The sequence below is a fragment of the Ensifer adhaerens genome, from assembly GCF_028993555.1.
GTDB lineage: Bacteria > Pseudomonadota > Alphaproteobacteria > Rhizobiales > Rhizobiaceae > Ensifer > Ensifer adhaerens_I.
Genome location: NZ_CP118611.1, coordinates 163,109 through 177,904 on the forward strand (window position 1 = coordinate 163,109; position 14,796 = coordinate 177,904).

13 protein-coding genes are annotated in these 14,796 nt (G+C 62.0%); all 13 read left to right on the plus strand.

Translation table 11 applies throughout. The annotated features are described in order from the left end of the window. Positions 1-2: 2 nt before the first annotated feature. The 13 genes from PWG15_RS21125 to PWG15_RS21185 all read left to right on the plus strand — a co-directional run bounded on the left by PWG15_RS21125 (position 3) and on the right by PWG15_RS21185 (position 14,227). A complete protein-coding gene (locus tag PWG15_RS21125; RefSeq protein ID WP_275025937.1) occupies positions 3-830 on the plus strand; it encodes an ABC transporter substrate-binding protein in 828 nt (275 codons plus the stop codon). Positions 831-998: 168 nt separating this feature from the next. Next, the gene (locus PWG15_RS21130) at positions 999-1,892 is read left to right on the plus strand and encodes a polysaccharide deacetylase family protein (protein ID WP_275025938.1); all 894 of its coding nucleotides are present in this window, start codon (positions 999-1,001) and stop codon (positions 1,890-1,892) included. After that, complete coding sequence (locus PWG15_RS21135; protein WP_275025939.1) at positions 1,889-2,782, plus strand: polysaccharide deacetylase family protein; 894 nt, start codon at positions 1,889-1,891, stop codon at positions 2,780-2,782. The genes PWG15_RS21130 and PWG15_RS21135 overlap by 4 nt, the downstream gene beginning before the upstream one ends. Continuing rightward, positions 2,775-4,136: an MmgE/PrpD family protein gene (locus PWG15_RS21140; protein ID WP_275025941.1), complete on the plus strand. Its 1,362-nt coding sequence runs from the start codon at positions 2,775-2,777 to the stop codon at positions 4,134-4,136. Before PWG15_RS21135 ends, PWG15_RS21140 begins: the two co-directional genes overlap by 8 nt. Positions 4,137-4,191: 55 nt before the next feature. Next, positions 4,192-5,580, plus strand: coding sequence for an argininosuccinate lyase (argH, locus tag PWG15_RS21145; protein ID WP_275025942.1), 1,389 nt, complete (start codon positions 4,192-4,194; stop codon positions 5,578-5,580). Between the two features lie 73 nt (positions 5,581-5,653). Then, positions 5,654-6,565, plus strand: a complete 912-nt coding sequence (locus tag PWG15_RS21150) for a LysR substrate-binding domain-containing protein (protein ID WP_275025943.1) — start codon at positions 5,654-5,656, stop codon at positions 6,563-6,565. Positions 6,566-6,765: 200 nt separating this feature from the next. Further along, on the plus strand, positions 6,766-7,344 hold the full coding sequence (locus PWG15_RS21155) for a helix-turn-helix domain-containing protein (protein ID WP_275027131.1): 579 nt from the start codon (positions 6,766-6,768) through the stop codon (positions 7,342-7,344). A gap of 190 nt (positions 7,345-7,534) precedes the next feature. Continuing rightward, entirely contained in the window at positions 7,535-7,873 is a 339-nt protein-coding gene (locus PWG15_RS21160) for an antibiotic biosynthesis monooxygenase family protein (protein ID WP_275025944.1), read from the plus strand. A 59-nt stretch (positions 7,874-7,932) separates the two neighbouring features. Continuing rightward, positions 7,933-9,945 carry a hydantoinase/oxoprolinase family protein gene (locus PWG15_RS21165; protein ID WP_275025945.1) on the plus strand — a complete coding sequence of 671 codons (2,013 nt, stop codon included), beginning with the start codon at positions 7,933-7,935 and terminating at the stop codon, positions 9,943-9,945. After that, positions 9,942-11,522 carry a hydantoinase B/oxoprolinase family protein gene (locus PWG15_RS21170; protein WP_275025946.1) on the plus strand — a complete coding sequence of 527 codons (1,581 nt, stop codon included), beginning with the start codon at positions 9,942-9,944 and terminating at the stop codon, positions 11,520-11,522. Before PWG15_RS21165 ends, PWG15_RS21170 begins: the two co-directional genes overlap by 4 nt. A gap of 48 nt (positions 11,523-11,570) precedes the next feature. After that, complete coding sequence (locus PWG15_RS21175; RefSeq protein ID WP_275025947.1) at positions 11,571-13,040, plus strand: APC family permease; 1,470 nt, start codon at positions 11,571-11,573, stop codon at positions 13,038-13,040. A 141-nt stretch (positions 13,041-13,181) separates the two neighbouring features. Continuing rightward, complete coding sequence (locus PWG15_RS21180; protein ID WP_275025948.1) at positions 13,182-13,964, plus strand: pyrroline-5-carboxylate reductase family protein; 783 nt, start codon at positions 13,182-13,184, stop codon at positions 13,962-13,964. 68 nt (positions 13,965-14,032) lie between these two features. Beyond that, positions 14,033-14,227, plus strand: a complete 195-nt coding sequence (locus PWG15_RS21185) for a 4-oxalocrotonate tautomerase (RefSeq protein WP_275025949.1) — start codon at positions 14,033-14,035, stop codon at positions 14,225-14,227. Positions 14,228-14,796: the final 569 nt, after the last annotated feature.

The following is a 14,796-nucleotide window of genomic DNA, read 5'->3' on the forward strand; positions in this document are numbered from 1 at the left end:
ACATGAAATTTCTAAGGGTAGCCGTCTCAGCGCTCGCGCTTCTTTCTGCAGGTGCCGCTTCGGCTGAAACCAAGCTCAGCCTCGTCAACGACGGCGAGCTTCGCATCCTCACCAATCCGATCTATCCGCCGATGGAGTTCGTCAATCCGGAGAAAGGCACGCTCGATGGGTTCGACGTCGATCTGGCGACGGCGATTGCCGCAAAGCTCAAGCTCAACCCGCTGTTCGTCACCTCCGCCTTCCAGGAATTGCAGAGCGGCCTCCAGACAGGGCGCGGCGACGTCATCATCTCGGGCATGAGCGACAACGTCAAACGCCAGGAAAGCATGGACTTCGTCGACTACCTGACGAGCGGCCCGATCCTGTTCACGACCAAGGCCAGCGCTGAACAGTACAAGCAGCCGGAAGACCTCTGCGGCAAGACGGTTGCCGGCAGCCGCAGCACCAGCTTCGGTGAGAACGTCACCGGCTGGAGCGAGGCCAATTGCGTCGGCAAAGGCAAGGCGGCGATCAAGTTCGAGGGCACGGCCGATTCCAACGCCGCTCGCCTCGGTATGAAGCAGGGCCGTTATGACGCCGTGGTTCAGGGCATCGAAACCATCGCCTACCAGATGCGCGTCGAGCCGGACACGTTTACCCTGGTCGGTGACCCGCTGATCAGCAACGACACCTTCGGCATGGGCTTCAAGAAGGACAATTCGGGCCTGCGCGACGCCGTTGCCGGTGCGCTCGACGCGCTGATCAAGGATGGCACCTACAACGAGCTGCTGACGAAGTGGGGCCTGGTCCACAATGCCGTGCCGAAGGCCGTGATCAACGGCGTCAAGTAAAGAGCCTCTTCCGCCCGCGCATCCGGTCTCCAAGGGATCGTCGGGCGGCAACCTCCCCAAAGTTCTACCGCTTTTCAACTGGCCGCGGGCCGGAACGGCAGAGCTTTGTCTTAATAAAAACCGCACCCGGCGCTCCGGCCGGGTGCGGTCGCCAACCGGACAAACGCCATGCTCACCGAACCTTCCCTTGCCGCTGATCCTCGGGCTTCGCTCTGGCCAGCTGGAAAACAATCCGCCGTCGCGCTCGCCTTCGATGTCGACGGGCCGACCGGCGATGCGATGCTCGACGGCTCGCTGCTTTCCAATCCGCGCTATTTCACGCAAGGCGCCTACGGACCTTTCAGAGCGCTGCCGCGCCTGCTCGATCTGCTTGGAGCCTACGGCCTCAAGGCCACTTTCTTCATTCCCACCTGGGTCGTGCTGCACTGGGGCGAGCGCTGCGAGCGCATTGTCGGCGAGGGGCACGAGGTCGCCTATCACGGCCACCGCCACGAAGTGTTCATCGATCTGAACCGTGAGCAGCAGTTCGATATCATGGAGCGCTCCCGCGCCATCTTTGAGGAGCGGCTCGGCGTCACTCCGATCGGTTTCCGCACACCCTCGGGCGACTGGAGTGCGGAAACTGCGGAGATTCTGCGCACCTTCGGCGTGCTCTATTCGAGCTCGATGCGCGGCGACGATCGACCCTATTTTCACCCGAGCGCCACATCCGAGCACGGCCTCGTCGAAATACCCGGTCGCTGGGATATCGACGACTATACGGCGCTTGCCTACACGGAGGAACCGGACTTTCCGATTGGTCTCGACCGGATCTCCGATTACCGCACGGTCGAGCAGAACTGGCGCGCCGAGTTTGAGGGCTACCACCGCGAGGGCCTGTGCTGGACTACCATCCTGCATCCGAAGGTCTGCGCCAAGCCTGGCCGCCTCTCGATCCTTGAAGGGCTGTTCCAGGCAATTACAGCCCATGGCGACGCGGTCTGGGCCGCGCGCTGCGGCGACGTCGCTCGCTGGTGGATCGAGCAACATTCGGCCGGTTGCCGTCACGGGAGGCCGGCATGAGCGTGGTCGCGGCAACAAAGTGGCCCGAGGGCAAGCGCTGCGCGGTGCTGGTCTCGGTGCTGTTCGATGACGGCATGGATGCGGTGGCGGCAGCGCCCGATCTGCTCCAACGTAGCAAGAGCTTTTCGGTCTGGAAATATGGCGCCCAACGCGGCGTCGAGCGCCTGTGCAGAACCTTCGCGTCGTCGGACATCGCCGCGAGTTGGTTCGTGCCGGGGCAGGTGGCTGAAGAACATGCCGCCCTCCTCAAGGATGTTGCGGCGGCCGGTCATGATCTTGAAAGCCATGGCTGGGCCTTCGAGCGTCATGATTGCCTGCCGTCGGCGCAATCGCTGGAGCTTTTGAAACTGTCGCGCGATGCTCTAGGGCGTATTTCCGGCCGGGCTGCGACCGGCTTCCGTCTGCCTGCCGGAAACTGGCCACAAGGTTTCGACCGACTGCTGTCAGACGCGGGATACGGGTGGTCCGCTTCGCTCAACGGCGACGACGTGCCCTATCTGCATCCGTCGCGCCTGGTCGAGGTACCGGTTCACGTCGAACTGGAGGACCGCCCCTATTTCCAGTTCAACTTCACTCCGGCCTTTCCCAAGGGACAGAGCCGCATCCCGTCTTATGAAGGTGTTCTTCACAACTGGATCGCGGAGTTCGACGCCTATCGTCGCTTCGGCCTCTGTTACGTGCTGCAGCTCCGCCCTGAGTGGAGCGGCACGCCGGGACGGATCTCGCTGGTCGAGGACCTGTTGGCGCATATTCGCGGCTTCGACGACGTCTGGATCGCCACCGGCGCCATGATCGCCGACTGGCAGCAGGCAAATGGCAGTTTGCCGCCGCCGACCCATCCCCTCAACGTCTACGATGCCTACCTGCGGGAGCAGCAATCGCATGGCTGATCCAGTTCTCCTTTCGCTTGCAAACAAGATCGCCACCGCGCGCTTCGACGACTTTCCGGATGCGACCGTCAAGAAGGCCAAACTGCACATTCTCGATACTTTCGGCGTTGCCGTCGCCGGCTCCGCTTCGGCCGAGACGCGCATGACATTGGCAGCCCTTGGAGTGGAGGCATCAACCGGTGCTTCGATCATCTGGGGAACGCCGCTTTCGCTCGACGCCCGCACGGCCGCGCTCGTCAACGGTGTTTCGGCCCATGCACTCGAGCTCGATGACAGCGGCGGTTGCGACCATTCCGGTGCGGTCGTGCTGCCCGCGGTCGTCGCGGCCCTGGGAGAAATGAAACGGCCTGTCCGCGGAAGGGAATTTCTGAAAAGCGTGCTGATCGGCTACGAGGTCGGACGGCGCGTGCTGGAGGCCGCCGGCGGCTATGAGACGCATAACGGCCTCGGCTGGCATTCCACCGGAACCTGCGGCGTCTTCGGTGCGGCGGCAGCCGTAGGCACGCTGCTGGGCTTTGATGCCGAGCGCCTTGCATCAGCTCTCGGCCTTGCCTGTTCCTTTGCGGGCGGCACCTGGGCCTTCATCCATGACGGCAGCCCGGCAAAGAAGCTGCATGCCGGCCGTGCCGCCGAGGGCGGGCTGCTGGCCGCACGGCTCGCCGCCAGCGGCTTTGCCGGTCCCGGCGACGTGTTCGACGGGAGTGCATGGGGCAGCTTTTTCCAGGCATTTTGCCGGGGCGAGGGCGATCCTGCGGCACTCGACAGCGCCTTCGGTGAAGGCTGGCGCATCGACCGATGCTCGATCAAGCCGCATGCCACCTGCCGTGGCACCCATTCGGCGATCGACGCGATCGACAAGTTGCTCGGCGATCATGCGTTGAAGCGCGAGGATGTCGCGGCGGTCACCGTCGAGATGAGCGGTTTCCAGTTCGGCATGTGCGGAGGCAAGACTCTGACCTCGCGGGCGCAGGCGCAGATGAGCCTGCCCTATGCGGTCGCTGCGCGGCTTCGATACGGCAAGGTGTCGCTCGCTGAACTCGAGGAGCGCGCCTGGCGCGACGCGAATATCGGGCAATGGCTCGATCGCGTCGACGTTCGTATCGACCCGGCCATGTCCGACGAGGCAGAACCGGCGATCACGCTTGCGACGGTCGGTGGCCGGCAGCTGAAGACCACAGTCGAATTTCCGCTCGGCAGTCCCGCAAACCCGCTGAGCGACGATCGGTTGATCGGCAAGTATGACGAACTCGCAGCCACCGTCCTGCCAGCGAGAAAGGCCGTGGGTCTACGCGAGGGCGTTCTCGCGCTCGATCGCTCGGCAGATGCGCGCGCTCTCCTGGAATGGTTGCGATGAAGCCGCACCTGGCAAGGCGCCGAAACCCCAACCGCAAGATTGCTGCGAGGATCAGATGACAGCACAGACACAGTCGACGTGGTCGCCGCTTTTCAAGGAAGCCGTGTCCACGGACTTCCGCGATTTCCACGAATGCCTCGATCAGGACAAGCGCATCGCGCTCTACGACGTCGCCGGCTCCAAGGTTCATGCCAGCATGCTGGCGCGCGCCGACATTCTGACGGCAGAGGAAAACGACCAGATCCAGGGCGGGCTCGATCAGATCGCCGCGGAGATGCGCTCCGGCACCTTCGCCTGGAAGAAGGAGCTCGAAGACGTTCACATGAACGTCGAAAGCCGCCTGACCGCGCTCGTCGGTGACGCCGGCAAGAAGCTGCACACGGCGCGTTCCCGCAACGACCAGGTGGCAACCGATATCCGCCTTTACGCCCGTGCCGAACTGGACGCGCTGGCTGCGGAATTGAAGGCGCTCGTGCTTGCTTTCGTCGATCTCGCAGACGAGCATGCCGACACGATCATGCCCGGTTTCACCCACCTCCAGGTCGCCCAACCCGTTACCTTCGGCCACCACCTGATGGCCTATGCCGAGATGTTCCTGCGCGATCTCGAACGAGTGGGCCAGGCGCGCGAGCGCCTCAATGTCTCGCCGCTCGGTGCCGCGGCGCTCGCCGGTACCGGCTATCCGATCGACCCGGCTTACAGTGCCAGTGAACTCGGTTTTTCGCGCGCGTTCCGCAACTCGCTCGATGCGGTGTCCGATCGCGACTATGTCGTCGATATCTGCGCGGCCGGCGCCATCATCATGGGCCATCTGTCGCGCTTTTCCGAAGAAGTCATCCTCTGGTGCACGCCGATGTTCGACTTCATCGAGGTCGGCGATCAGTTCTGCACCGGATCTTCGATCATGCCGCAGAAACGCAATCCTGATCTTGCCGAACTGGTGCGTGGCAAGGCGGCGCGGGTCATCGGCAATCTGACGACTTCGGCGGCGCTGATGAAGGCGCAACCGCTCGCCTTCAACAAGGACCAGCAGGAATCCAAGCCGCCGCTCACCGATACGCTGGAGAATGTGCGGGGTGCGGTCACGGTGACCGCCCAGATGCTGCCGACGATCAAGGTGCGCGACCGGAAAATGCTGGCGGCGGCCGAGCAGGGCTATTCCACCGCAACGGATCTCGCCGACTATCTGGTGCGGGCGGGCCTGCCGTTCCGCGATGCTCATCATGCGGTCGCTGCGATTGTCGGTGCCGCCCGCGAACGGGATCTTGCGACGCTCTCCGCGATGCCGCTTGCCGAAATGCAAGCCTTTGCCCCGATCATCGGCGCGGATGTCTACGAAGTGCTGACGGTCGAAGGGTCGGTTGCCAGCCGCAATCATCCAGGCGGAACAGCACCCGAGCAGGTCAGACGCGCGATCGCGGAACTCCGCTCCCTGCTTGCCTGATCACGGCAATCTGGCCTTTACCACCATGATGGCGACTGTTTAAATGTCACGGTCGCCATCGCGGAGGAGCCCTTTGAAGCCGGTTTTCGAGCAGACTCGCTTGCCGCCCCTGCAGACGCTCCAGACGTTTTCGATCGTTGCAGAAACCGGCAGCTTCACCGCTGCGGCGACGGAGCTCAATCTCAGCCAGAGTGCGATCAGCCGCCAGATCCAGCAACTGGAGCATTATTTCGGCTGCACCCTTTTTGAACGCCACACGCGCAAGGTTGTCATTACCGAGCAGGGCGCAGCGATCATGCCGATCGTCAATGGTCTACTGGTTTCGCTGCGAAACTCGTTCGAGGCAACGCGAACCAAGAGCCGGTCACTCACCATCAGGATGCCCCCGACCTTTGCCCGGCGGTGGCTGCTGCCGCGGCTGCCGGAACTGCAAAGTCGGCATGAAGATCTGAACATCACAATTGATACGGCCTGGTTTGCCCGCCCGACTTTCACTGTCGGCGACATCGATCTCTTGATCACCTACGGCAACGGACATTGGCCCGGGATGGACGTTTTTCTGCTGCTTCCCGAGAAGCTGACGCCCATGTGTGCGCCGACCATGGCCGAGACGCTCGGCGACCCGGCGACACTCGAGAACCTGTCGAGTTGCGTGCTGCTACATTCCAATCCGCGTCAAAGCGACTGGACGTTGTGGCTGCAGGCGGAAGGAGCGTATGATTTTCGCGCCGCGCGCAACCAGATCTTCGACACGCAGGATTTTGCAATGACCGCGGCCGCAAGCGGCTACGGCGTCACGATGGGCGATCTTTATCTCGCAAAACACGATTTGCAGAACGGGGAACTGGTGAGGCCGTTCCCGCGCATCATCGACAGCGGCTATGGTTACTACGCCCTCTATCCAGCTAAAGCCGAGGCCCGCAGGAAAGTAGCGGACCTGGTGGAGTGGCTGTCGGAAGTGTGTCCGGATGAGAACGTCGCCTAGAGATGCAGGTCCTGATTGTGATAGCTTTCGCGCAGACTGTCTCATGATTTTGGCAAGCCCGAGTTCTTTCAATCATCGGCGCTTCCGATCGCATATAACATCAAAATTGTACTCCCATCACAATTCCTCTTGACGGCGGCTGCAGTTTGCGCAAAATTGTAGTAACAGCACAATTCTGGGAGGGATTTACTGTGGACCAGATGATTGGTTCTGGCGTCGTGCCGTTGACTGAACGGTTGCGTCGTCGCCGCAAGGAACTGAAGCTTACCTTGAAGGACGTCGCCGAGAAGTCGGGACTTTCGTTCAGTTTCATTTCCCAGATCGAGCGCGGCCAGACGATGCCGTCGCTCACGTCACTGGTCGCGCTGTCGCGTGCGCTCGACAGTTCCATCAATCTGTTTTTGGACCAGCCGGCTGGAGACAGTGCCGAAACCCGCCACAACAAGCGGGTCCCCTATGCGATCGGTCCGAACTCCGCGACCTACGAGCGCCTCTCCACCAAGTTTCCCGGAAGTGTTTTGAGCAGCGCGCTCATTACCGAACCGCCGGGGCGTCGCACCGAGCCGATGCACCACGAGGGAGAGGAGTTCATCTTCATGGTCGAGGGGGCGTTGACCGTCGAGGTGGAGGGCACAGTCTATGTGCTGGAGCAGGGCGACTCCCTGCACTTCGCATCGACCCGAACGCACACGACCTGGAACCATACGGACCGCATCGCGGTGATGCTCCACACGTGCACGATGGAGTATTTCGGCGACGGGACGGACACCACCGCCTGAACTCCGGCGAGCTCCTGCGCGCCCACTGAGTAAGAACGCGCGCACCTAGGCAAACACAGATCCAACGCAGTCGCACTTTCCGCTGGTGTCCGCCGACGGAAGACGACCCCTCGTTGGCTCAAGAAAGCAATCCGAGAGCAGGTTCAACGGGTTCGCGCCAGCGCCAACCCAAACTGACGGTGAGACGCTCATGATCAGAAGTGTACTGAGTTTGAGGCCAAAGGCGGGGCAGAGCCAGAACCTGGTCCGGTTCTTCGAGACCCGAAAGATCCCGGAACGGGCCTTGGCATCTCCGGGGTGCCTCGGCGTCGAGGTTCAGAACCTTTTGCCTGATGGCGACGAAGTGCTCGTCACGGCGCTCTGGGCGTCGGTCGAGAGCTACCAGATATGGCTTGGCTCTGCCGGACGCCACGAGGACGGCGTGCAAATGCGGGCTTTGCTTGCCGAAGACGGTGACGCGCTGGGACCTGCGAGGCTGTACGAGGTCGCACGCTGCGCCAATCACCAGAACACATCCGTACCTCATTAGCCGGCGGTCGCCGCTTGCGAGCGTAATGCATTGAATACCTTATAGAACTGGAGGAAGAAATGACGTCGCCCCATCTGCGTGTCGGGGTCGATATCGGAGGAACATTCACCGATATCGTCATCATGGATACTCACGCGAACAGCACTCGAACATACAAGGTGCTGAGCACGCCTCGTGAGCCTGCAAAGGGAATGCTCAGGGGATTGGATGAGCTTGGCATTGCCAGGGATATCGGGTTTCTCGTCCATGGCACGACGGCGGGATTGAACGCCATTCTGTCCCGTACCGGCGAGCGTATCGCGCTGGTGACCACTGAAGGTTTCCACGACGTGTTGTCGCTCGGGCGAGCAGGCAACAAGGATATCTGGAGCCTCAAGCCTAAAAAACCGGACCCGCTTGTTGCCGTCCAAGACATTCATACGGTGCGCGAGCGTATCCGGCATGATGGCTCCGTGGAGACGCAGCTTGAAGTGGCCGACGTCGACACGTTCGCCAACTGGCTGAACACCGAAGGAGTACGTAGCGTTGCCGTGTGCTTCCTGCACGCCCACAAGAACCCCGCGCACGAGCTGGAGTTCAAGGCCCTGCTGCAGAAACGCCTGCCGCAGATCTCCGTGGTGCTCTCTCACGAAATCGCGCCGGAGCAGGGAGAATTCGAGCGGACGTCGACGACAGTCGCGACGGGCTATGTCGCACGCACGGTCGAAACCTATCTCGCGGCACTCGTGCGCGAACTTGGTGCGAGGGAATGCGCAGCACCCTTGCACGTGATGCGTTCGAGCGGTGGGGTTTGTTCGGCCGAACTGGTGGCGCGTCAACCCATCCAGACGATCCTGTCAGGCCCGGCCGGGGGCGTAGTTGCTGCGGAAACAATTTCGAAGTCGTTGAACCGGCCGAACATCATCGCGATCGATATGGGCGGCACCTCCTCGGATGTCAGCCTGGTGATCGGCGGGCGAATGACCCTGTCCGCGGAAGGGGACATTGCCGACAACGTGATGAAGATGCCGGTGGTGGAATTGCACACGATCGGTGCGGGCGGCGGATCGATCGCCCGTGCGGAAGCCGGCGGATCGCGCGTCGGGCCGTTGAGCGCCGGCGCCAATCCTGGTCCAGCCTGCTACGGGCTCGGCGGGAAGCAGCCGACCGTTACGGACGCACAGCTTCTCCTCGGGCGGATCGACCCGGACTGGTTCCTCGGCGGTCGGATGACCCTCGATATTCTCGCCGCCAAAGAGGCCATGGGCTCGCTGGCCCGCGAACTGAGCATCGACGCGGATGCTGCTGCTGCGGGCGTGCTTGCGGTGGCGAACGCGATGATGGCCAATGCCATCCGTACGTTGACCATGCGCCGCGGTATCGACCCCCGCGACTTCACGCTCCTCGCCTTTGGTGGCGCAGGTCCTCTGCACGGGGCGGCTTTGGCCGACGAACTCGGCATCTCCGAAGTCATTGTGCCATTCGGCACAGGCGTCTTGTCTGCCTGGGGTATGCTGCATGCCGACATTCGCCACGATGTCTCGGCGCCGCTGAGCGGTCTCGCCCACGACCCGAATGCCAAGTCAGTCCTTCATCGGACACATGACCTGCTCCGCGAACAGGGCGCCCGGCTTCTGAAGGAGGAAGGCGTGGAGGATGCGGCATCCAGCTACGTCACCACGGTGGAAATGCGCTACGCCGGCCAGGCGCATCCGGTTTCGGTCGAGATGGTTGATCCGGAAAGCCTGCTGCAGGCTTTCCACGACACCTACCGTCAACGCTTTGGGCACGCGATGCCGGGCGCGCCGGTCGAACTCGTGCAGATGCGGCTTGCGGCCACCGGAAGGATCGGTGCCGATTTTGTCGATCGGCACACAGAGGCCGAGGTGCGAGGCGAAGCGAGGCGCACCGTGACCATCGACGGCAAGCGTCACGAGGCGCGCATCGTTCACCGCGAAGGCCTCGGCCGCCAGGACGTCATCACTGGCCCCGCGATCATTCTGGAAGACGGTTCGACCACGCTGGTGCCGCCCGGATGGGCCGCGAGCCAACAGCAGTTCGGAACTCTCATTCTCAGGAAAAACAAGCCATGACCGTCGACGTCGTTACCACCGAGATCGTTCGAAACCTGTTCCTGTCCGCTGCAGATGACATGCTCGCGACCTTGGTGCGATCTGCCTTTCAGCCGCTGATCTATGAAAACGGCGACGCTGCCGTCGCGCTGCTCGACCGCAATGCCGATGTTCTCGGCCAGTCGAGCGGCTTGCCCCTCTTCCTCGGCAGCCTCGATCAGGCAGTCAAGGAAGCCGTGCGGTTGCGCGGCGGGAAAGCTTGGCTTCAGGACGGCGATATCGTCTTCTTCAATGATCCCTATATTCAAGGGACGCACCTCACCGACGTGACGATGTTTGCGCCGCTGTTTCTCGAAGGGGGACTGGTTGGCTATGTTGCCGCACGCGCCGACGTCACCGATGTCGGCGGGCGTGATCCCGGCGGCGGAACCGAGACCACCGAGGTCTACCAGGAGGGGATACGCTTCGGGCCGGTGAAGATCGGCAACAAGCATGGACCGGTCGAAGACATCATTGACATCATTCGCCGCAACAGCCGCAGCAAGGACCTGATCGTCGGCGACATCAACGCCATGATCGCCGCTTGCCGGACGGGTCAGCGGCGCATGCTGGAGATCATCAACCGCTTCGGCCTTACCACCGTCGAGGCCTGCCGCGACGAGATCTTCCGCCAAAGCGATATGGCAGACCGCCAATCGGTCGCGGCAATTCCTGACGGAACCTACGAAGGCAAAGGCTATCTGGACAACGATGGCATCGTGCTCGGGCAGCCGGTTCCGATCGCAATCAAGGTGCATGTGAAGGGTGAGCGGCTGGTCGTCGATCTCAGCGAAAGCCCCGACAGCACAAAGGGACCGATCAACTGCGGCCGCGCCCAGACGGTCGCCGCACTGCGGGTCGCCTACAAGATGCTTTTAGCGCCTGAGCGCTCGTTTGATGGCGGATGTTTCCGCAACATCGAGATCATCACCCGACCGGGATCGCTGCACGACGCGCTCGAGCCGGCGGCCTGCGCCTGGTACTACTCGTCGTTCGGTCTCCTGATCGACCTCTTCATCAGTGCGTTTGCCTCCGTGCTGCCGGACCGCGTCACCGCTGCCCAGTTCGGCGACTCGATGATCACCTACTTCGCCGGTCAGGACCCGCAGGATCCGAAGCAGTCCTACATGTGTGTGGAAGCACATGCCGGTGGATGGGGCGCATCGGCCAAGGCCGACGGTGCCGATGGCGTCATCAATGTGCTGAACGGCAGCTTCCGCAACACGCCGGTAGAGGCGCTGGAAGCGCGCTATCCGGTGACGGTCACGGAATACGCCATTCGCGAAGGTTCCGGCGGGGCAGGCGAGCATCGCGGCGGTTGCGGCATCGCGCGCCGATACCGCTTCGACGCACCGACCCAGCTCTATCTCTGGCTGGACCGGTCGATAACGCCGGCCTGGGGGCTGATGGGCGGCGAGCCCGGCCTTCCGCCACGTGTCGAAATATCAGGCAGCGTCAACCGGGACGACCTTCTGAAAGCCAACGGAATCCTGCTCGCTGCGGGCGATCGGTTGTCGATCATGACCGGCGGCGGCGGCGGTTTCGGCAAGGCGGCCTGAGCAGGACGCGCAAGACAAGCTTCAAACAGCAACAAAATGGGGAACGTTATGACCAACACATACTCGTCGGATGAACCCGGACCGGGGGCACAGAGCTTGACGGATGGAACGACCCGCGCCGGAGGAGGGCGGCTCGGTGCCAAGGACGTGGTTTTCTTCGTCGTCGCGGCGGCTGCACCCTTGGGCTTTGCTGTCGGTTCGACGCCGCTCGCGATCGGACGGGGCGGCATCGGAACCGCTGGCATGTTTCTGGTGGTCGGCGCATTCCTGGCGATCTTCGCCGTCGGCTACACCGCGATGACGCGCTTCGTGCCCAATGCAGGCGCACTGTTTTCCTACATCGCCGCTGGCCTCGGGCGTCCGCTCGGCCTCGGTACCGCCTTCGTGGCCGTGCTTGCCTATGCGATTGCGGCGACGGGAGCCATTGGTCCCTTCGCCGTCTTCGCAAGCCAGGCGATGGCCTCGATGACGGGCGTGCAAACCTCCTGGGAGCCATGGGCGTTCGGGGCATTGGCGGCAATGGGTATTCTCGGCGTCCTGAATGTCGAGCTGAACATCCGCGTTCTCGGTGTCATCATGCTGGTCGAAGTCGTCGTATTGCTCGTGCTTTCGACCGGCATCGTCATTGCGGGCGGTGCAGAGGGGCTATCGCTCCAGCCGTTTCGGCCGGACACCATCGCTGGCGGTGAAATCGGCGTTGTCCTGCTCGTCGTCTTTGCGGCCTTTGCCGGCTTCGAGGCCACGGCGCTTTTTCGAGAAGACGTGCGCGATCCGGTGGCGACCGTACGCAAGGCGACCTTCGCCTCCATCGCACTCATCGCAGTGTTTCAGGCGATCGTCACCTGGGCGATCGTGCAGGGCTTCGGCAGCACGGCGGTCGCTGTCGCCAATGAGAAGCCGACCGAAATGTTCACCATGGCCGCGAGCCAGTATGTCGGGGCCGGCTTTGCCGAGGTCATCACGCTGCTCGTCGTCGGGAGCTGGTTTGCGTCCATTCTCGCCTTCCACAATGCCACCGCGCGCTACCTATATGCGCTCGGCCGCGATCGCGCCATCAATCCCGTTTTTGCGAGGAAGTCGAAGCAAAGTGGCTCGGCCTGGGTGGCGAGCCTGAGCCATACGGCCTTCAGCGCCATCGTGCTCTTGTACTGCGCCTGGCAAGGGCTCGATCCATACCTCGATCTCTTCGTCGTCGGAAGCGTGCCGGTTGCGGTCAGTATTCCGGCAATGGAACTGCTGACCGCCATATCCATCCTCGTGTTCTTCTGGCACGACGGCCGCGGCGTCTCGGTGTGGGAGGGCAAGATCGCGCCCGCCGTCTCCGCTATCGCGCTCGCGGTCGTCGTCTTCTATGTGCTCATCAACATACCGATGTTCACCGGGCGGGAGGGTGCGATCAACTGGATCTTGCCGGCCATCAATCTTGTCGTCCTGGCGCTCGGCATCAGTCGCGCCCTCTGGATGCGCAGCAACCGTCCTGCAGAGTATCGCCTGATCGGCCATTGGGGCGAGAAGTAGCTGTCTGAGTACCACTTTTTGCATGCACCGCTTCCGCAGATCTTTTGCGGAAGCGGCGAGGCGTTACACAACCCCTGGAGTCGAACGATCGTGTCGCTTTTATCAAAACGGTGCTCTGTACTGCTGATCGGCTGCGGAAACATGGGATCGGCAATCGCACTCGCCCTTGACGGGGTGATGGCAAACCTCTCTCTGACCGTGGTCGAGTCCGACGAAGACAAGGCCAGGAAGCTGTTGGGAGGGCAACTCGATGCCAGAATTGTCGGCGACAGCTCTGCACTCGGTTCCGAGCAGTTTGATGTCTGTGTTGTGGCGGTCAAACCAGGTGACGCGGTTGAGGCGCTCTTCAGTGCCCGGGCAAATCTGCAATCATCGCTGATCATATCGATCGCCGCGGGTACATCGCTTGCTTCGCTGCGACAGGGCGCAGCGGTGAATGCACGATTGGTGCGGGTGATGCCAAATCTCGCGGCGATCGTACGCAAGGCGATCAGCGTCGGATATGCCGATGGCGCGATGTCGTGCGAGGATCGCGCGTTTGTCGAGGTCGTTTTCGGGGCGATAGGGCACTTCCATTGGTTGAGATCGGAAAACGAGATCGACCTCGCCACCGCGATCACCGGCAGCGGACCGGGATACGTCTTCTCATTCGCGCAACATCTGGAGGAGGCCGCGGAACGAATAGGCTTTTCGAAGGAAACGGCCGACAGGTTCGCGCGCCAGGTCATCGTTGGCGCGGCCGGGCTCCTCGACGAGGATGCGCGATCCCCGCTTGAACTCAAGCATGCGGTCGCAAGTCCCGGCGGCACCACTGCAGCGGGGTTGGCCGTGTTAGAGCAAGCGGGGGCTATGCCACGTGTTATAGGGCAAACCGTTGCGGCAGCCGCGGCGCGCGCCAGGGAATTGGCAATGGAGCAAGACTAGCGATTTCGCTCGCTGCGCCATCAACCGCATCTTTTGATCCATCAACCATTTCTGGAAAGGAAAGCGTCATGCCTTGGATAAGAATTGATCTGTCTGAAGGTCGTACTGTCGAGCAAAAGCAGAAAACGGCCGAGGCCGTTACCCGTGCGCTGGTCGAACATTGTGGGTGCACACCCGAAACCGTCAGCATCGTCTTCAATGATGTCAGCGACGACAACTGGGCATTCTCCGGCAAGCTTTTGTCGCAGCGTGGCAAGTCATAGGACGTTCCAGGCTTTCTTGTCCGGCAAGCTTTCGCCTGTCGGACAAGAGAAGCGGATCGCGCATGATTGGGGGCGCCAAGCAATCGGTTTCCTCCAACATGGGGGCGAAGCTGCGTGAATTCGATGTTCCAGCTTTGCCCTCAAAAGATTGCATAATGTATCGAGCGGAACTCATTTTCGCTCATCTGGAAGGCAACATCGGCTTCCTACCGGCCTCAACGAAACCGGCTGTAGGGCTTAGCACCACGTCGTCCTGGCCGTCGCCGAAGGAGATGACGCCCATCTCCGCCATCGCGCCGATCGCCTGGAAGGGACCATATTGACGAGGGCATATTTGCGATCCGGTTGTCGCCATCGGGAAACAGTGTTTTTGACCACCATCTGGCCGACGACCGCCACCGGCGCGTAGGTGTCCATGTCGTTGCGCCGATAGATTCGTCCCTGGCGACTTTGCAGGATTTGGCTGTTGTGAACTGCGGCACAGTGCTGTTGGCGATTGTCTGGATTAGGCCAAACTCATACTGGACAGCCCACAATAACTTGACTAGTACACTCATGATATTTTCATG